This window comes from Micromonospora sp. NPDC052213, assembly GCF_040679695.1.
Classification (GTDB): Bacteria; Actinomycetota; Actinomycetes; order Mycobacteriales; family Micromonosporaceae; genus Micromonospora.
In genome coordinates this window covers 53,255-71,878 of record NZ_JBFAVI010000016.1, presented here as the reverse complement: position 1 = coordinate 71,878, position 18,624 = coordinate 53,255, and the positions used below count along the sequence as shown (strand labels likewise).

The 18,624-nt window shown below is 75.0% G+C and carries 14 protein-coding genes and 1 pseudogene; 5 read left to right on the top strand and 10 right to left on the bottom strand.

Translation table 11 applies throughout. The features are described 5' to 3' along the window. From AB0L34_RS07020 to AB0L34_RS07005, 4 genes and pseudogenes are all read left to right on the top strand, one after another. Positions 1-1,476 (top strand): annotated as a pseudogene (locus tag AB0L34_RS07020) (ABC transporter permease); the annotation flags it as partial. Positions 1,477-1,504: 28 nt separating this feature from the next. Beyond that, entirely contained in the window at positions 1,505-2,005 is a 501-nt protein-coding gene (locus tag AB0L34_RS07015; protein ID WP_363702586.1) for a nitroreductase/quinone reductase family protein, read from the top strand. A gap of 85 nt (positions 2,006-2,090) precedes the next feature. Further along, positions 2,091-2,828, top strand: coding sequence for a nucleotidyltransferase domain-containing protein (locus tag AB0L34_RS07010; protein ID WP_363702584.1), 738 nt, complete (start codon positions 2,091-2,093; stop codon positions 2,826-2,828). A gap of 133 nt (positions 2,829-2,961) precedes the next feature. Beyond that, positions 2,962-3,654 (top strand): phosphotransferase, encoded by a 693-nt coding sequence (locus tag AB0L34_RS07005; RefSeq protein ID WP_363702582.1) that lies wholly within the window; start codon positions 2,962-2,964, stop codon positions 3,652-3,654. Positions 3,655-3,789: 135 nt separating this feature from the next. Here the strand turns inward: AB0L34_RS07005 and AB0L34_RS07000 are convergent, their stop codons facing one another. Both AB0L34_RS07000 and map read right to left on the bottom strand, forming a co-directional pair. After that, positions 3,790-4,506, bottom strand: a complete 717-nt coding sequence (locus tag AB0L34_RS07000; RefSeq protein ID WP_363702580.1) for a VIT1/CCC1 transporter family protein — start codon at positions 4,504-4,506, stop codon at positions 3,790-3,792. Next, positions 4,503-5,360, bottom strand: coding sequence for a type I methionyl aminopeptidase (gene map, locus AB0L34_RS06995; RefSeq protein ID WP_357453238.1), 858 nt, complete (start codon positions 5,358-5,360; stop codon positions 4,503-4,505). Before map ends, AB0L34_RS07000 begins: the two co-directional genes overlap by 4 nt. Before the next feature lie 95 nt (positions 5,361-5,455). On the opposite strand from map, the gene AB0L34_RS06990 reads away from it, so the two are divergent. Next, positions 5,456-5,773, top strand: a complete 318-nt coding sequence (locus tag AB0L34_RS06990) for an STAS domain-containing protein (protein WP_363702578.1) — start codon at positions 5,456-5,458, stop codon at positions 5,771-5,773. Between the two features lie 39 nt (positions 5,774-5,812). Here the strand turns inward: AB0L34_RS06990 and AB0L34_RS06985 are convergent, their stop codons facing one another. From AB0L34_RS06985 to pcaF, 8 genes are all read right to left on the bottom strand, one after another. Continuing rightward, positions 5,813-9,475: a SpoIIE family protein phosphatase gene (locus AB0L34_RS06985; protein WP_363702576.1), complete on the bottom strand. Its 3,663-nt coding sequence runs from the start codon at positions 9,473-9,475 to the stop codon at positions 5,813-5,815. Positions 9,476-9,654: 179 nt separating this feature from the next. After that, positions 9,655-10,422: a 3-oxoacyl-ACP reductase gene (locus AB0L34_RS06980; RefSeq protein WP_363702574.1), complete on the bottom strand. Its 768-nt coding sequence runs from the start codon at positions 10,420-10,422 to the stop codon at positions 9,655-9,657. A 5-nt stretch (positions 10,423-10,427) separates the two neighbouring features. Next, positions 10,428-11,783 carry an aldehyde dehydrogenase family protein gene (locus AB0L34_RS06975; RefSeq protein WP_363702572.1) on the bottom strand — a complete coding sequence of 452 codons (1,356 nt, stop codon included), beginning with the start codon at positions 11,781-11,783 and terminating at the stop codon, positions 10,428-10,430. A 34-nt stretch (positions 11,784-11,817) separates the two neighbouring features. Next, positions 11,818-13,182: a glutamine synthetase family protein gene (locus AB0L34_RS06970; RefSeq protein WP_363702570.1), complete on the bottom strand. Its 1,365-nt coding sequence runs from the start codon at positions 13,180-13,182 to the stop codon at positions 11,818-11,820. Between the two features lie 382 nt (positions 13,183-13,564). Further along, positions 13,565-14,065 carry a DUF456 domain-containing protein gene (locus tag AB0L34_RS06965; protein WP_363702568.1) on the bottom strand — a complete coding sequence of 167 codons (501 nt, stop codon included), beginning with the start codon at positions 14,063-14,065 and terminating at the stop codon, positions 13,565-13,567. After that, positions 14,062-16,236, bottom strand: a complete 2,175-nt coding sequence (locus tag AB0L34_RS06960) for an EAL domain-containing protein (RefSeq protein WP_363702566.1) — start codon at positions 16,234-16,236, stop codon at positions 14,062-14,064. Before AB0L34_RS06960 ends, AB0L34_RS06965 begins: the two co-directional genes overlap by 4 nt. Before the next feature lie 4 nt (positions 16,237-16,240). Next, positions 16,241-17,059, bottom strand: a complete 819-nt coding sequence (locus AB0L34_RS06955; RefSeq protein WP_350704956.1) for an SAM-dependent methyltransferase — start codon at positions 17,057-17,059, stop codon at positions 16,241-16,243. A 281-nt stretch (positions 17,060-17,340) separates the two neighbouring features. Continuing rightward, positions 17,341-18,546: a 3-oxoadipyl-CoA thiolase gene (gene pcaF, locus AB0L34_RS06950; protein ID WP_363702564.1), complete on the bottom strand. Its 1,206-nt coding sequence runs from the start codon at positions 18,544-18,546 to the stop codon at positions 17,341-17,343. Between the last annotated feature and the right edge of the window lie 78 nt (positions 18,547-18,624).

The window sequence follows — 18,624 nt, the reverse complement described above, 5'->3', positions numbered from 1 at the left end:
GTGGTGGCCGGGCTGGCCCGCCGCCCCACCCCCCCCCCGCCCCCGCGGCGCTGGCTCACGGCCGGCGTGTGCATGGCGGCCGGCGGGGCGGCGTTGGCCGCGTTCGGGGCCGCCCGGACGTCGCCGCCGGTGGTCCTCGCCGGCCTGGTCCTCGGCGAGCTGGGGCTGGTCTTCGCCACCCCGACGCTGGTCGGCCTGCTCGCCCGGCTCGGGCGGTCGCTCCCGCTGGCGCCCCGGATCGCGCTGCGCGACGCCAGCCGCAACCGTTCCTCAACCGCCCCGGCGATCTCGGCGGTGATGGCGGCGGTCGCCGGCAGCGTCGCGGTCGGGGTGTACCTGGCCAGCGACCACGCGCGAAGTGCCGCGACGTACGAGCCGAGCCTGCCCGCCGGCACCGTGCTGGTGCACCGGCCGGACCTGGACACCGCGCCCGCCCTGGCCCGGGTCACCGAGGCGGCCCGCGACCAGCTCGGCGCCGCCACGGTGGCGTCGCTGGTTGGGGTGCGGTGCACGACGGAGGCCGAGCCCTGCTCGGTCGCTCCGGTGCTGCCGCCGCACCGGGCGTGTCCCTGGCCGGTCGGTGACGGCCTGAGCGAGGCCGAGCGGCGGCAGGCCCGGGCGGACGCCCGCTGCCGGGGCGACGACCTCCACGGCGCGTACTTCCAGGTGCTGGTGGACGACGGGCCGGCCCTGCCGCTGCTCACCGGCGCGGACCCCGCCGACGTCGCCGCCGCGACCGCCGTGCTGCGCGCCGGCGGCGCGGTGGTGACCGATCCGCGCTACGTGGTGGGCGGGCGGATCGAGGTGGTGGTGAACGGGTCGGGACCGGCCGGGCCGGTGGCCTCGGCGCCCACCGCCGTCGCCGCGTACGCGCTGCGCACGGGGGTGCCGACGGAGCGGCTGCTGCTCTCGCGGCGGGCGGCCGACCGGCTCGGGCTGGCCACCCGCCCGCTCGGCTGGGCCGTCGCGGCCGACGGGGCACCCGACCAGGGCCGGCGGGACCGGTTCGCCACCGCGCTGCGCCCGCTCGACGTCCACGTGGAGATCGAGCAGGGCGACCGGTCGGACGACGGACGGCCGGTGCTGCTCCTGCTGGCCGCCGCGGCCGGAGTGATCACCGTGGGCGCCGCCGGCATCGCCACCGGGCTGGCGGCGGCCGAGGGGCGCGCCGACCTGTCCACGCTGGCCGCGGTGGGCGCCGGCCCCGGCCTGCGCCGGCTCCTGTCACTGTGCCAGGCGGGGGTGATCGCCGTGCTGGGCTCGGCGCTCGGCATCGTCGCCGGCCTCGGCTCGGCCGTGATCATCCTGACGGCCCTGAACCGCCGGTACGCCGGCTCGTGGCCGGTCCAGGACCCGTACCCGGTGGTGGTCCCGTGGGCCACCCTCGGCGTCCTGGTGGTGGTGCCGCTGGTCGCGATGCTCGGCGCGGGACTGTTCACCCGGTCCCGGCTGCCGGTCGAGCGACGCCTCGACTGACCGGCCGGGACCGGGCACACTGGTGCCCGTGCCCGTCCTGGGAGCCCTCACCCGCCGCGTCGGCCACCACCGGTGGTTCGGCGCCGCCGTCCGCCTGCTCGTCCCCGCCGACCGGGTGGTCGGGCGGCTCACCCGGGGCCGGGTGGTGGCGCTGGGGCTCGTCCCGTCGCTGGTCATCACCACCACCGGCCGGCGCTCCGGCCGGCCGCGCAGCAACCCCCTGCTGTACGTGTCCGACGGCGGCGCGTACGTGGTGGTCGGCACGAACTTCGGCCAGACCCACCAGCCGGGCTGGGCGCTGAACCTGCTCGCCGACCCGGCCGCCGAGGTGGACGTGAAGGGCCGTCGGGTCCCGGTACGCGCCGAGGCCGCCGCGGGCGCCGAACGGGAGCGGTTGTGGCGGCTGCTGGTCGACCAGTGGCCCGCCTACCAGACGTACGTGCGGCGGGCCGGCGGTCGGGAGATCCTCCTCTTCCGGCTGGTCCCCACCGGGCGCGGCGGGCCGGGCGGATCGGGCGGGCGCGACTAGGCTGGTGCGGTGACCTGCGCCGCCGCCACACCGCGGGCCGGCTCGCGACGGGCGGCCCGGTCGGCGAGGGCGTGAGGTGGTCGGCGTGGACGTGGACGGCGTGGCCTCCGGCGGCGACCCGCACCTGGGCGATCCACGCTGGGCGGTGGCCGAGCGGGTCGCCGACGCCGCCCGCCGGCGCTTCCCGGCCGACGTGCTCGCCGTCGCCGTGCACGGCCCGCTCGCGCACGGCGACGACGACGGCGGCGGGGACGGCGAGGTCGGGCTGCTGGTGGTGACCTACCGGCCCGGCGGCGGCCCGCCCCCGGCGACCCGGCGGGTCGACGGCGTGCTGGTCGACCTGACCGTGGCCGGCGCGGACGACTACCTCCGCCAGGCCCGGCTGATCTCCCCGCTCTGGCCGTTGACCGCCGACCGGTACGTCAGCACCCGGGCGCTGCACGACCCGACCGGCTGGCTGCGCACGCTCCGTGACGAGCACCTGGGCCGGCTGGCCCGTGCCCGGCCGGCCGAGTTCAGCACGGCGGCCCGGCAGGCGTGGTACAGGGGCAGCGCGGCGCACGCCCGGGCGGCCCGGCTGGCCGGGTGGTACGAGACCGACCAGGCCCTGCTGATGCTCGGCGAGGCACGGCTGGCGGCGGCCACCGTGAGCGGGCTGCTCAGCCGCACCTACTTCCGTGACCCCGGGGACGCGGTGCGGCGCACCGGCCTGGCCGGCGCGGACATGACCGAGGTGGGCGCCGTGCTGGCCCGCCAGGCGGCGGAGCTGACGGCCCGGGGCCGACCCGTCGACGGCACGGTCGACGACCTTCTCGACGGCTGACCCGCTGCGCGAGAATGCCGACGTGCCCGAGTTGGAGTCGCCAGACGACATCGAGTTGACCGGTGGAGGGCGGACAGCGGTCCATCGGCGTGGGCAGGTCGTGGTCCGGGACGCCGGTCCGTGGACGCCGGCCGTGCACACACTGCTGCGGCACCTGGAGCGGGTCGGGTTCGAGGGGGCACCGCGCCTGGTCGGTACCGGCCTGGATTCCACCGGCCGCGAAACGTTGACCTTCATCGAGGGCGAGTTCACCCAGCCCGGCCCGTGGAGCCTGGACGGCGCCGCCGCCGTCGGACGACTACTGCGGGATCTCCACGACGCCACCGCCTCCTACCAGCCGCCACCCGACGCGGTGTGGTTCCCCTGGCACGGACGTGATCTGGGCAGCCGCGCCCGGGTCATCGGCCACTGCGATGTCGCCCCCTGGAACATCGTGGCCCGCGACGGGATGCCGGTCGCCCTCATCGACTGGGAGTTCGCCGGTCCGGTCGATCCGCTGGTCGAACTGGCGCAAGCGAGCTGGCTCAACGCCAAACTCCACGACGACATCGTCGCCGAACTCGAAGGACTGCCGCCCCTGGCCGAACGGGCACGGCACCTGCGCGCCATCGTCGACGCCTACGGTCTGTCAGCCAACCAGCGTCGCGGCTTTCTCGACCGCATCGTCGAGTTCGTCGTCTCCGACACCGCGTTCGAGGCAGACGACGCCGGTGTCACTCCGGACATGACCTGCCATGCCCAGGCGCTGTGGGCGATGGCGTGGCGGGCCCGTGCCGCCGCCTGGCTCCTGCGAAACCGCCGCGTGCTGGAAAACGCCCTCACCTGACAGCCGGACCAGCCCCTGCTCTGCCCGTCAGGCGTGGGCCGCGAACCGCACGTCAACGCGTCGCCCTCGCAGCCCGCACCTGGACCGGACAGCCGACGTCGTCCCCACCCGTCGTCCGCCGGCCACGCCGCGGCGTCAGCCGAGGGCGCCCTGGACGCCGATGAGGGCGCCGACGAGGTAGGTGGCGCCGGCCGCCGCGGCGCCCAGCAGGAGCTGGCGCAGGCCGCCGGACCACCAGGCCCGGGCGGTGAACCGGGCGACCACCGCCCCGGCCGCGAAGAGCCCGAGCCCACCGACGGCCAGCGCCAGCCAGAGGCTGGTCGAGCCGAACAGGTAGGTCAGCAGCGGCACCAGGGCCCCGACCGAGAAGAACAGGAACGACGAGATCGCGGCCGCCCACGGGCTGGGCTGGTCGTCGGGGTCGACGCCCAGCTCCTCCCGGACGTGCACCCGCAGCGCCTCCTCCGGGTTGCGCCGCACGGCCTCGGCGACCTGCATGGCGAGGTCGTGCGGCAGGCCCCGGGCGACCCATGCCTCGGCCAGTTCGCGCGCCTCCGCCTCGGGGTGCCGCTCCAGCTCGCGGCGTTCCTTGGCCACCTCGGCCGCGACCTGCTCGTTTGCCGAGCGGACGCTCGTGTACTCCCCCAGCCCCATCGAGATGGCGCCGGCCACCAGGCCGGCGGTGCCGGTGAGCACGATGCTGCGGGGCGACACCCCGCCGCCGCCGACGCCCGCGATCAGGGCGATGTTGGTGACGAGGCCGTCCATCGCGCCGAAGACGGCGGGCCGCAGCCAGCCGCCGGACACGTCCGCGTGGTGCGCCTCGCGCAGCGCCGCCGGGGTGTCGGTCACGGCAGTGTGAGGATCTCGTGGCCGTCCTCGGTCACCACGATGGTGTGCTCGAACTGCGCGGTCCACTTGCGGTCCTTGGTGACCACCGTCCAGCCGTCGTCCCACATGTCGTACTGGTGGGTGCCGAGGGTGATCATCGGCTCGATCGTGAACGTCATCCCCGGCTCCATCACGTCGGTCGGGCGGGGGCTGTCGTAGTGCGGCACGTAGAGCCCGCTGTGGAAGGACTCGCCGATGCCGTGGCCGGTGAAGTCGCGGACCACGCCGTAGCCGAAGCGCTTCGCGTACGACTCGATGACCCGGCCGACCACGTTGATCTGGCGGCCCGGGGCGACCGCGCGGATGCCGCGCATCATCGCCTCGTGGGTCCGCTCGACCAGCAGTCGGGCCTCCTCGCTGACCTCGCCGACGCAGAAGGTGGCGTCCGTGTCGCCGTGCACCCCGTTGATGTACGCCGTGACGTCGACGTTGATGATGTCGCCGTCGGCGAGCACGGTGGAGTCGGGGATGCCGTGGCAGATCACCTCGTTGAGGCTGGTGCAGCAGGACTTGGGGAAGCCCTTGTAGCCCAGCGTCGACGGGTAGGCGCCGTGGTCGCAGAGGAACTCGTGCACGACCCGGTCGATCTCGTCGGTGGTCACACCGGGCTTGCAGTGCTCACCCGCGAGCTGGGTGGCCTGGGCGGCGAGCCGACCCGCGATCCGCATCTTCTCGACGGTCTCCGGGGTCTGCACGTGCGAGCCGCGCCACTCCTGGGGACGCTTCTTGCCCACGTACTCCGGGCGGACGATGTGGGCGGGCACGGGCCGCAACGGGGAGAGCGTGCCTGGGGTCAGCGGCGCACGGACGGTCATGACGCAAGCCTATCGCCGCGGGGCCGGGCGGCCCCCGCCACCGCCCGCCCGGCCCGGTTGTTGCCGCGCCCGGGAGGCTGTGCCATTGTGGCTGCGTGGATCAAGGGGACGGCGCGCCTCCCGTATTCTCCGCCAGCGCGGAGGCCGACGGTGGTCACGTCCGCGTCGTGGTGACCGGCGAGGTCGACATGGCCACCGCCGACACGATGGTCCAGACCGTGCTGCGGGAGCCGGCCGAGCGGGTGACGCTCGACCTGCGGGCGGTCACCTTCTTCGACTCGGCGGCGATCCACGCCGTGGTCCGGCTCGCCCAGCAGTTCCCCGACGCCCTCGCCGTCCTGCCGTCCCGGCAGGTCCGCCGCGTGCTGGACATCGCCGGCCTGGGCGAGCAGACCTGGCTCCGCCCGGCCTGACCTCGGGCCGCGCCGCTCCGGCCGCCGCCGGGCGGGTGCTCAGTCCGCCAGCCGCCGGCGCAGCGTCACTTCCGTCCCCTCGGGGGTACGCGTGACCGACAGCTCCCCCAGCGCCTTGATGAGGGACAACCCCCGCCCGCGGAAGCCCGACCCGGTCGATTCCCGCCACCGCCCGCTGTCGCGCACGGTGGCCAGCACGGTGCGATCCTCGATGACCACCTCGACGGCGATCGTCGGCTCCGCGGGGTCGACGGGGTGCTCGATGGCGTTGGCGGCCGCCTCGGAGACGGCGACGGTCAGGTCGAACAGGTCCGTCTCGTTGACGCAGTGGGCGACGAGGAAGTCCTCCAGCCGCTTGCGCAGCACGCTGAGCCGGGCGGGGTCGGCCGGTAGCCGCAGCGCGAACCGGTGGAGTTCCGCCGCCTCCAGGGCCAGCACCGCGACGTCGTCGCGCAGGGGCCGCCCGGCGATCCGCCGGACCACGGCGTCGATCACGTCCGTCACGTGCTCGCCGGGCGTCGCCGCGTCCTGCCTGAGCCGGGCCAGCGCGTCGTCGATGTCGAGCTGCCGGTCCTCGATCAGCCCGTCGGTGTAGAGCAGCAGCCGGCTGCCCGGGGTCAGCTCACCCTCGACCGTCCGATAGGACATGTCCGGGATCGCCCCGACGGGCGGGCCGAGCGCCCGGTCGTGCAGGAACGCCACGTCGTCTCCCCGGATCAGCAGCGGCGAGGGGTGGCCCGCGCTGGCGTACCGCAGCCGGCCGGTGCGCGGGCTGAACCAGAGGCAGACCACGGTGGCGAAGGAGCGCGCCTCCGTCGTCCCGACCAGCCGGTTGAGCCGGGTCAGCGACTCCCCCGGGTCGAACCCCTCCAGCACGTACGCCCGCAGCGCGTTGCGGAGCTGGCCCATCGCCGCGGCCGCGCGGACGCCCTTGCCCACCACGTCGCCGATGGCCAGCACCAGCTCGTCGTCGCCCAGGGCGACGACGTCGTACCAGTCTCCGCCGACCTCCACGTCGGCGCTGCCCGGCAGGTAGCGGCCGGCGACGACGGCGCCCGGCAGCTGGGGCAGCGACCGGGGCAGCAGGCTGTGCTGGAGCGTGGTGGCGATGCGGTGCTCGGCCTCGTAGAGCTGGGCGTTCTCCAGCCGCACGCCGACCAGCCGGGCGAGCTGGGTGAGCGCGGCCTCGTCGGTGTGGGCACCGTCGCCGTCCGGCCGCCAGACCCGCAGCTCGCCGAGCTGCTCGCCGACGGTGCCGGTCAGCGGCAGCACGAAGGACGGCTCGACGGGGGTCGACCCGCCGCCGTCGGCCTCGAAGTGCATCCCGGTCGCCGAGACCACCACCCGGGCGGCCTCGGCGAGGCTGAGCGCGTGCCGCGCGGCGACCTGGAGCACGTCGGCCGTGGATCGGGCGGTGTTGACCGCCACCGCGGCGTCGGCCAGCGCCCGTAGCCCGCGGATGATCTGGCCGCGGAGCTGGCCCAGCTCGACGTTGGCCCGGACCCGCGCGATCAGCTCCTGGCCGGAGAAGGGCTTGGTGAGGTAGTCGTCGGCGCCGGCCGAGAGCCCGGCGACCGCCTCGGCGGAGCCGGCGCGGGCCGAGAGCAGCACGATCGGCACGTGCCGGGTACGCGCGTCCGCACGCAGCGCGGCGACCAGCCCGAAGCCGTCCAGCCGGGGCATCATCACGTCGGTCAGCACCAGGTCGAACGCGCCGTCGACGGCCAGCCGCAGCGCCTCCACGCCGTCGGTCACCGCGACCACCTCCCACGACGGGGAGAGCAGCCGGGTGACGTGTTCGCGCAGGTCGGCGTTGTCGTCGGCGACCAGGATCCGCCCGGCGGCACCCGCCCCGGCCAGCCGGGTCGCCCCGGCCCCCGCGGCGTCGGCCCAGCGGGCGGTCTCCGCCACGTACTGGTCGGCCCACACCAGCTCGACCGGCGCCGGGGGGCCGGCGTCGGCGACCCGTTCGGGCGGCAGGTGCCCGGCGCCGAAGGGGACGGTCACGGTGAACGTGCTGCCCTCGTCGACGCGGCTGCGGACGGCCGCCTCGCCGCCGTGCATCTCGACCAGCTCGCGGACCAGCGCCAGACCGATCCCGGTGCCCTCGTGGGTGCGCGAGCGCGCCCCCGGCACCCGGTGGAAGCGCTCGAAGACCTGCGGCAGTTCCTCGGGGACGATGCCGACGCCGGTGTCGGCGACCTCCAGCCGGGCAGCGCCGTCGACGGCGCTGACCCGCACCCGGATCTCCCCGTCGAAGGTGAACTTCACCGCGTTCGACACCAGGTTGAGGACGATCTTCTCCCACATGTCCCGGTCCACGAAGACCGGTGCCGGCAGCGGCGGGCAGTCCACCACCAGGCGCAGCCCGGCCCGCTCGGTCGCCGAGCGGAACGTGCTGGCCAGCCGGGAGGTGTAGTCCGCCAGGTCGGTCGGCTGGTAGTGGGCGGCCAGCCGACCGGACTCCAGCCGGGAGAAGTCGAGCACCGTGTTGACGAGCTTGAGCAGCCGCAGCGCGTTGCGGTGCATGGTGGTGAGCCGGTCCGTGTACGCCTCGGGCAAGGCCGGGTCGGCGAGCAGGTCCTCCAGCGGGCCGAGCACCAGGGTCAACGGGGTGCGGAACTCGTGGCTGATGTTGGCGAAGAAGTTGGTCTTGGCCCGGTCGAGGGCGGCCAGCTCGGCGGCGCGGGCGCGCTGGTGCTCGTACGCCTGCTGCTTGCCGACGGCCCGGGAGACCTGCGCGGCGACCAGGTCGAAGAAGTCGCGGTACTCGTCGGTCAGCGGCAACCGGCGGGCGAGGCCGACGACCAGCGTCCCGACGGTCTCGCTCGCCGCGGTGACCGGCAGCACCAGCGCCCGCTCGGTCGCGTCGGCCGGGACCCGGGCGAGCAGGTCCGTCACGGCGACGGTGGTGGCGGCGCCGCCGGCGGCGACCTCGGCGAGCGACGCCGGGGACGGCGTGGTGACCGCCGCGGCGTCGACGCCGCTGCGCCCCGCCAGCGCGAGGCGGCCGGTGTCGTCGGGCAGGTGCACCAGGGCGAACGGCACGTCCGGCCGGTGCCGGTCGAACACCGCGGCGGCGGCCCGGCCCAGCTCCGCCGTGCTGCCCACCTCGGCCAGCTCGCTGCCCAGCTCCGCCAGCAGCCGCAGCCGGCGCTCGCCGAGCACCCGGCCGGTGGTCTCGTTGACGATGCAGAAGATGCCGTCGACGGTGCCGTCGGCGCCCAGGATCGGGTCGTACGAGACGTCGAAGTACGTCTCCTCGAGGAAGCCGTGCCGGTCGAGCGGGAAGGGATGGTCCTCGGCCCGGTACGACCGGCAGCCGCGGCGGACGCCCTCCAGCAGCGGCCCGAGCACGTCCCAGGTCTCCGCCCAGTGCTCGCGGGCCGGCCGGCCCAGCACGTCCGGGTGCTTGCCGCCGATCGTCGGCCGGTAGGCGTCGTTGTAGAAGGCGAGCTGCTCCTCGCCCCAGAACATGACGATCTGGGCACTGGAGGCGAGCATCATGCCGACCGCCGCGCAGAGCGCCGCCGGCCAGCGGTCCGGGGTGCCCAGCGGGGTGGTGGACCAGTCGAACGTGCGCATCCGCTCGCCCATCTCGCCGCCGGCCGCGAACGCCGCGGCGAGCAGCGGGGGAAACTCCGCTTCCCGGACGCGGTCGGACGGGCACCCCTCGTCCACGCCCCCCTGGGCCGAGCTCATGCAGCCTCCCGCTCCGGCCTTGCCCGCCTCGGCCCGATGATCCGTCCGGCCGTGCCCCGCTCAATACCCTGACGGGCCAGCAACGTAACGCATGCCACGCCCTGGTCGCTGGTTACGTACGCCTCGGCCGGCCGTCGGCTGCCCGACAGCGCCTCCCCCGCCATGCGGAGGGCGCGGGCTCACAGCGGGGTGACGTACGCGCCGGTGATGCCGCCGTCGACCACGAACTGCGCGGCGGTCATGAAGGAGGCGTCGTCGCTGGCGAGGAAGGCCACCGCGGCGGCGATCTCCTCCGGCCTGCCGAACCGCCCCATCGGCACGTGCACCAGCCGGCGGGCCGCGCGCTCCGGATCGGCGGCGAAGAGCTCCAGCAGCAGCGGGGTGGCGACCGGGCCGGGGCAGAGCGCGTTGACCCGGATGCCCTCCCGGGCGAACTGCACGCCCAGTTCCCGGGTCATCGCCAGCACCCCGCCCTTGCTCGCCGTGTACGCGATCTGCGAGGTGGCCGCCCCCATCAGCGCCACGAACGAGGCGGTGTTGACGATCGAGCCCTTGCCCTGCCGGCGCATGTGCGGGATGACGTGCTTGCAGCAGAGGTAGACGCTCGTGGTGTTGACCCGCAGCACCCGCTCCCAGGCGTCCAGCCCGGTCTCCAGGATGGAGTCGTCCTCCGGCGGGGAGATGCCGGCGTTGTTGAACGCGATGTCGACCCGCCCGTGCCGCTCGGCCACCCCGTCGAAGAGGTCCCGTACGACCGCCTCGTCGGCGACGTCCGCCGCGACGAACTCGCCGCCCACGGAGTCGGCGGCCCGCTTGCCGGCCTCCGGGTCGATGTCCACGCAGACCACCCGCGCCCCCTCGGCGGCGAACCGCCGCACGGTGGCCAGCCCGATCCCGCTGCCCGCACCGGTGACCACGGCCACCCGGTCCTGAAGACGACCCTGCACGCGCCTCACTCCTCCGTTGCGATGAACACGTTCTTGACGTCGGTGAAGGCGTGCAGCGCGTCCGGGCCCAGCTCGCGGCCCAGCCCGGAGCGCTTCATGCCGCCGAAGGGGGTCCAGTACCGCACCGAGGCGTGCGAGTTGACGCTGAGGTTGCCCGCCGCGACCGCCCGCGCCACCCGCACGGCGCGACCCACGTCCCGGGTCCAGACCGAGCCGGACAGGCCGTACTCGGTGTCGTTGGCGAGCCGCACCGCGTCGGCCTCGTCGTCGAACGGGAGCACCGAGACGACCGGGCCGAAGATCTCCTCCCGCCAGTGCCGGTCCGCCGTGGAGTCGGCGAGCAGCACCGTCGGGGCGTACCAGAAGCCGGGGCCGTCGGGGCGGGAGCCGGTGAAGGCGACGGTCGCCCCGTCGACGTACCCCGCGACCCGGTCCCGCTGGCCGGCGGAGATGAGCGGGCCCATCTCGGCGGTCTCCCGGGTCGGATCCTCCACCCGCAACGCCCGCACCGCCGGCTCGAGCAGCTCCAGGAAGCGGTCGTACGCCGGCCGCTGGACCAGGATCCGGGACCGGGCGCAGCAGTCCTGGCCGGCGTTGTCGAAGACGGCGTACGGGGCGGTCGCCGCCGCCTTCTCCAGGTCGGCGTCGGCGAAGACCAGGTTGGCGCTCTTGCCGCCCAGCTCCAGCGTCACCCGCTTCACCTGGGCGGCGCAGCCGGCCATGATCCGGGTGCCGACCTCGGTGGAGCCGGTGAAGCAGACCTTGCGGACGGCGGGGTGGGTGACGAAGCGCTCCCCCACCACTGACCCGGCTCCCGGCAGCACCGTGAACACGTCCTCGGGCAGCCCCGCCTCGCGCGCCAGCTCGGCCAGGCGCAGCGCGGTCAGCGGGGTCAGCTCGGCGGGTTTGAGCACCACCGTGTTGCCGGCCGCCAACGCCGGCGCGAAGCCCCAGGCGGCGATCGGCATCGGGAAGTTCCACGGCACGATCACCCCGACCACGCCGAGCGGTTCGTGGAACGTCACGTCCAGCCCGCCCGGCACCGGGATCTGCCGCCCGGTCAGCCGCTCCGGCGCGCCCGCGTAGTAGTCGAGCACGTCCCGGACGTTGCCCGCCTCCCACCGCGCGTTGCCGACGGTGTGCCCCGAGTTGCGCACCTCCAACTGCGCCAGCTCCTCCAGGTGCGCGTCCACCAGCGCGGCGAACCGGCGTAGCAGGCGCGCCCGGTCCCCCGGCGCCACCGCCCGCCACCGCGGGTACGCCGCGTCCGCCCGCCCGATCACCGCGTCGACCTCGTCGACCGACGCCGACGGCACGACCGCGACCACCTCGCCCGTCGCCGGATTCACCACCTCGGTCACGGGCCACCCCTTCCCGTCGGTCACGCGGTCGAGGTCAGAGGCGTTCGAAGCCACGGAAGAGCTCCCAGTCGGTCACGGCGGCGTCGAAGGCGGCCAGCTCGACCCGCGCCTGGTTGGCGTAGTGCGCCACCACCTCGTCGCCGAACGCCTCCCCCGCCACCGTCGAGGACTCCCACCGGCCGAGGGCGTCGCGCAGCGTGCCGGGGACCCGCTCGGCGGCCGGGTCGTCGTACGCGTTGCCGGTGCACTCCTCGCCCAGCTCCAGCCCGCGCTCGATGCCGTGCACGGCGCCGGCGACCAGCGCGGCGATGGCCAGGTACGGGTTCACGTCCGCCCCCGGGACCCGGTTCTCCACCCGCATGCCCTGCCCGTGCCCGACCAGCCGCAGGGCGCAGGTGCGGTTGTCCGTGCCCCACCGCAGCGCGGTCGGGGCGAACGATCCGGGCTGGTAGCGCTTGTAGGAGTTGACGTTCGGGGCGAACAGGAGGCTGAACTCCTGCATGGTGGCGAGCAGCCCGGCGAGCACCCGCCGCCCGGTCGCCGACAGGTGCGCCGGCCCGTCGCCGAGCAGCGCCGACCGGCCGTCCGCGTCACGCAGGGAGAAGTGGATGTGGCAGGAGTTGCCCTCCCGCTCGTTCGGCTTGGCCATGAAGGTGATCGACATGCCCTCCTGGGCGGCGATCTCCTTCGCCCCGTTCTTGTAGATGACGTGGTGGTCGGCGCAGGCCACCGCCTCGTCGTAGCGGAAGGCGATCTCGTGCTGGCCCAGGTTGCACTCCCCTTTCGCGCTCTCGGGGGTCAGCCCCGCCCCTGCCATCTCCCGGCGGATGCGGCGCAGCAGCGGCTCCACCCGGGCGGTGCCGAGCAGGGAGTAGTCCACGTTGTACTGGTTGGCGGGGGTCAGCTCCCGGTAGCCGCGCCGCCAGGCGTCCTCGTAGGAGTCGCGGAACAGCACGAACTCCAGCTCCGTGCCGGCGTACGCGGTCAGCCCGTGCCCCGCCATCCGGTCCAGCTGACGGCGCAGGATCTGCCGGGGCGAGGCGGCCACCGGCCCTGACCCGTCCGGCCAGGCCAGGTCCGCCAGGAGCAGCGCGGTGCCCGGCTGCCAGGGCACCCGACGCAGCGTGTCGAGGTCCGGCACCATGGCGAAGTCGCCGTAGCCGCGTTCCCAGCTCGACATCGCGTACCCGTCGACGGTGTTCATGTCGACGTCCACGGCGAGCAGGTAGTTGCAGCCCTCGCTGCCGTGCGCGACGACGTGGTCGAGGAAGTAGGGGGCGTGGAACCGCTTGCCCTGCAACCGGCCCTGCATGTCCACCAGGGCCAGCACCACGGTGTCGATCTCGCCCTCGGCGATGGCGACCCGCAGTTGTTCCAACGTGAGCGGAGCTTTCCTCATCGGCGGGCCTCCATCACCAAGGTCTACTGGCTAACCTGACCACCGTCAATGCCCAGCCCCGGATCCCGGCAACCGCCCGGGATGGGTGCGCCGGGCTCACTGGCCGGCCTGTCGCCCGGCCCCCGCCGGACGTGGCCCCGCCGACCGGCCCGGCGAACGGGCAAATTGCGTTGCCGTCCGGGCGCGTACGCCGCATGCTTGAGCCCGTGACCAGGCCCGATCGCGACGGGCCACCGCCGGGCGCTCGGACCGCCCCGGCACCGCGGCGGCGCGGGGCACGTCACCTCTCTCTCACCCGTGCGGCGCTGCGCCGTACCCGACGCCCGCCCCGCGCCGCCGCCCCACCACGACGCCGACGAAGGTGAAGGTCGGCGCGGACCCGTCAGGTCAGCAGCAGACCGGCGACCCAGAGCGCCGCCACGAGCAGGCCGGCGAGGAACTCGACCAGCATGGACAGGCCGGCCGCCGCCACGGCCTGCTTCGTCGCCGGCCAGGCCAGCCGGGAGTCGCCCAGCCGCAGTCGCTCCGCCGCCCACACCCCGCCGACGAAGCCGAGCACCAGCCCGACCACCGGCACGACGAAGAAGCCGACCAGCCCCAGCACGCCGCCGGCGAGCAGCGACGAGGTGGGCACCCCGCTGCGTTTCAGGTTCCGCCCCGGCCAGGCGTACTTCACGACGGTGCCACCGGCGACGACCACCGTGGCGGCGGCGAGCACCGCCCAGCGCCCCGGCCCGGCGCCGCCGAAGAGCGCCCAGACCAGCACCCCGCCCCAGCACAGCGGCAGCGCCGGCAGGCCGGGCACCACCACGCCGGCCAGCCCGGCGAGGATGGCCAGCGCGGCGAGGACGGCGACGGCCGCCTCGGTGTCGGTGAGGCTCATGCCGCGGCTCCGTGCCCGCCGCCGCGCAGCCGGGCCGTGATCTCCGCCGCCGGCGCCGGCGGGCCGAAGTACCGCCCCTGCCCGGTGTCGCAGCGCAGCGCCCGCAGCCGTTCGGCCTGCACCCCGGTCTCGACCGCCTCCGCGGTGACCCACAGCTCCAACGCGTGCGCCAGCCGCACCAGCGCGTCCACGATCCGCTCGTCCCGGTGGTCGGTGGCCGCCTCCGGACCGTCGCCCCGGATCCCCTCGACGAACGGGCCGGCCAGCTTGAGGCAGTGGATCGGCAGCCGCCGCAGGTACGCCAGGTTCGAGTAGCCGGTGCCGAAGTCGTCGATCGCCAGCCGTACGCCCAGGGCGGCCAGCCGGTGCAGCGACCGCAGCGGCTCCCCCGCGGTGCCCATCACGGCGCTCTCGGTCAGCTCCAGCTGCAACAGCCCGGCCGGGAGCCCGGTGGAGGCCAGCGCGTCGGCGACGGTCTCCACGATCCGCGGGTCGTCGGCCTGGCGGGCGGCCAGGTTGACGCTGACCACCAGCCGGGCCGCGGGGAACTCGCGCCGCCACTCCTCCGCGTCCCGGCACGCCTGCCGCAGCACCCACTCGCCGAGCCGGACGATCAGGCCGGTCTCCTCCGCCAGCCCGATGAACCGGTCCGGCCCGATGAGCCCCAGCTCCGGGTGCTGCCAGCGGACCAGCGCCTCCACGGCCAGCATCGAGCCCTCCAGCAGGGACACGATCGGCTGGTAGTGGAGCACGAACTCGTCCCGGTCCAGCGCCGCCGGCAGCCCGGCGGCCAGCGCGGAGCGGGCGATGTCCCGGGCGCCGCGCTCCGGGTCGTAGACCGCCCACCGGCCGCGGCCCTCCGCCTTCGCCCAGTAGAGCGTGGTGTCGGCGGCCTTCATCAGCTCCGAGGCGCTCGTCCCGCCGACGGGACACTCGACGATGCCGACGCTCGCCGAGACGGCGAGCTGGTGCTCGCCGATCCGGACCGGAGCGGACACGGCGGCCAGCGCCGCCTCGGCGACGGCCACCGCGTCGTCGATGCCGGTGCCGTCGTCGACCAGGATGACGAACTCGTCCCCGCCCATCCGGGCGACCAGGTGGCCGCGCCCGGCGACGCACTCAGCGAGCCGCCGGGCGATCATCACGAGCAGCCGGTCACCGAGGTCGTGGCCGAGGCTGTCGTTGACCGCCTTGAAGCCGTCCAGGTCGAGGAAGCAGACCCCGACGCGGTGCTCCGCGTCGGCCGTTTCGAAGACCCGACCCAGCGTCTCGAAGAACAGGGTCCGGTTGGGCAGGCCGGTGAGCGGGTCGTGCAGCGCCTGGAAGCGCAGCCGCTGCTGGAGCTCGTACCGCTCGGTGATGTCCTCGATCATCGCGACGGTGAACCGGGGCCGGCCGTCGTCGTGCCGGATCAGCGAGACGGACAGGTCGGTCCAGACCACGCTGCCGTCCTTGCGGTGGTAGCGCTTCTCCACCCGGGCGCTGTCGTGCTTGCCCTCCACCAGCGCCTGGTAGAGCTCCCACATCCCGGCCGCGTCGTCGGCGTGGAACAGCGACGCCACGTTCATCTGCCGCAGCTCCGCGACGGAGTAGCCGAGCATGTCCGCGAACGCCTGGTTGACGTCGATGATCCGACCGTCGACGCCGGCGATGCCGATGCCCGTGGGCGCCCCGACGAAGACCGCCCGGAACCGGGCCTCGCTGTCACGCAGGGCCTGCTCGACCTCGTCCCGCGCCTGCCACGCCGAGCGGGCGATCCGCTCCTGCTGGGCGAAGGTGCGGTCGCGCAGGGCGCGGGCGAACCCGGCGGCCAGCCCGCCCTGCACGGCCGCGACCCGCTCCACCGTCTCGTCGTGGTGCGCCCGGGCGGGCAGCACCTCGGGCAGGAAGCGCTCGCCGAGGGCCCGCACCGACCAGTCGAGCACCCGCGGCTCCGTCAGGTGCTCCTCGACCAGTGCGCGCCCGACCTCCTCGGCCGGCAGGGCCGAGAAGGGTTCGGCGAGCACGGCCTGCGCCAGCCGGACGGTGTGCAGGTGCAGCAGCCGCTCGGTCTCGGCCGCGCTGAGCGGCACGAAACCGAGCCGGCGCACCGCCCGGGACCACTCGGTCGCGTACCGCAGGGCGCCCGACCGGCTGAGGTCGTCGCCGCCGGGCTCCGGGACGGCGCCCATGGGCTCAGGCGGTGGGCTGGTCGTACCGGGCGACGCCGCCGAAGGCGCCGAACCGCTCCGGCTGGTCGTCCACGTCGGACGGCGAGTCCGGACGCCAGAGCGGCATGTGCACCACGCCCGGCTCCAGGATCGTCCAGTCGCCGAAGAAGCTGGTGACCTCGGCCCGCGAGCGCAGCGTGATCTCGGTGTCGGTACGCGCCGAGAGGCGCTGCGCGTCGAGCATCTCCTGCGGCTGGTCCTCGAAGGTGGAGTGCGAGATGACCAGGAAGCTGCCCGGGGCGGCGGCGGCCCGCAGGGTGGCCAGGACGTCGCCGGGTCGGTCGGCGTCCGGGATGAAGTGCACCACCCCGGCGAGCAGGATGCCCAGCGGCCGGCTGAAGTCGAGCAGCGCCAGCTCACGGGCCTCGGTCAGGATCCGCTCCGGCTCGCGCAGGTCGGCGTGGATCACTCCGGTCAGCTCGTTGCCGGCGAGCAGCTCCCGGCTGTGCGCCACCGCGACCGGGTCGATGTCGACGTAGACCACCCGGGCCTTCGGGTTGGCCGTCTGGGCGACCTCGTGCACGTTGCCGACGGTCGGGATGCCGGAACCGATGTCGAGGAACTGGTCGATCCCGGCGTCCAGCAGCGTACGCACGGCCCGGCGCAGGAACTCGCGGCCGGCGCGCATGGTGGCCGCCAGGTTGGGGGTCATGCCGGCGATCTGCTCGGCGAGCTGCCGGTCGATCTCGAAGTTGTGCGCCCCGCCGAGGAAGTAGTCGTAGACCCGGGCCGCGCTCGGCCGGGAGAGGTCGATCTCGGCGGGAAGTCCGTCCGGCATCTGCACTGCTGCACCCCATGTCGTCGCCGCGGTGCGGGAGGGAACCGGCGTCGGGGCGCGTGAGGGACACGCGGAGCCACACCGGCCGACCCGCGGATCGAGTGGTGCCCACCACTCTAGGCCGCCCACTCCCTGCACGGGGAGGTCCCATGACCCACTTCGTCGGCCCGTCCGGTGTCCGTCACCGACCGGACACCCGGGCGCCGGCCGGGCACGCCCCGCGCCCCCTCCGGCCGGCGGGGGCGGCGGGCCCAGGACGGGCCGGCCGCCCTCCGGACGGCGACGGGTCAGCCGGCGGACTCCAGCAGCAGCGAGATGCCCTGCCCCACGCCGACACACATGGTGGCGAGCGCCCGCCGCCCGCCCCGGCGGCGCAGCTCCAGCGCGGCGGTCAGGGCCAGCCGGGCGCCGCTCGCGCCGAGCGGGTGCCCGAGTGCGATCGCCCCGCCGTTCGGGTTGACGTGCTCGGCGTCGGTGGGCAGGCCCAGCTCGCGCAGCACCGCGACGGACTGCGCGGCGAACGCCTCGTTCAGCTCGATCACGTCGACCGCGTCGAGGCCGACGCCGAGCCGGTCGAGCAGCTTCCGGGTGGCCGGCACCGGCCCGACGCCCATGGTCCGGGGCGGTACGCCGGCCGCGGCGGCCCCGGCGATCCGGGCCAGGGGGGACAGGCCGTACCGGGCCACGGCCGCCTCGGAGGCGACCAGCAGCGCCACCGCGCCGTCATTGACGCCGGAGGAGTTGCCGGCGGTCACCGTGCCGCCCTCGCGGAACGGGGTGGGCAGCGCGGCCAGCTTCTCCAGCGAGGTCTCCCGGGGGTGCTCGTCGACCTCGACGAGCTTCGTCTCGCGCCGCCCCGCCGGCACGGTCACCGGCACGATCTCCTCGGCGAACCGGCCGTCGGCCTGTGCCTTCGCGGCCCGCTGCTGCGACCGGTACGCGAACTCGTCCTGCTCGGCCCGGCCGACGCCGTACTCGGCGGCGACGTTCTCCGCGGTCTCCGGCATGGAGTCGATGCCCCAGTGCTTCTTCATCAGGGGGTTGACCAGCCGCCAGCCGATGGTGGTGTCGTAGACCTCGGCGTTGCGGGAGTACGGGGTCGTCGCCTTCGGCATCACGAACGGGGCGCGGCTCATGCTCTCCACCCCGCCGGCCACGACGAGGTCGGCCTCGCCGGCCACGATCGACCGGGCGGCGGTGGCCAGGGCGTCGAGGCCGGAACCGCAGAGCCGGTTGACCGTGCTGCCGGGCACCTCCTCGGGCAGCCCGCCGAGCAGCGCCGCCATCCGGGCCACGTTGCGGTTGTCCTCCCCGGCCTGGTTGGCGCAGCCCAGGACCACGTCGTCCACCCGCGCCCAGTCCACGGACGGGTGCCGGGCGACCAGCTCGCGGATCACGTGCGCGGCCAGGTCGTCGGGGCGGACGCCGGCGAGGGCGCCGCCGTACCGGCCGATCGGGGTGCGGACACCGGCCACCAGGTATGCCACGGTCATCAGCGCGATCCTTCGGGGGGTGGGAAGGGGCGGGGGCGGGCGCTTCCGGGTCACGGGGTCGCCCGGCCGCCAGGATAT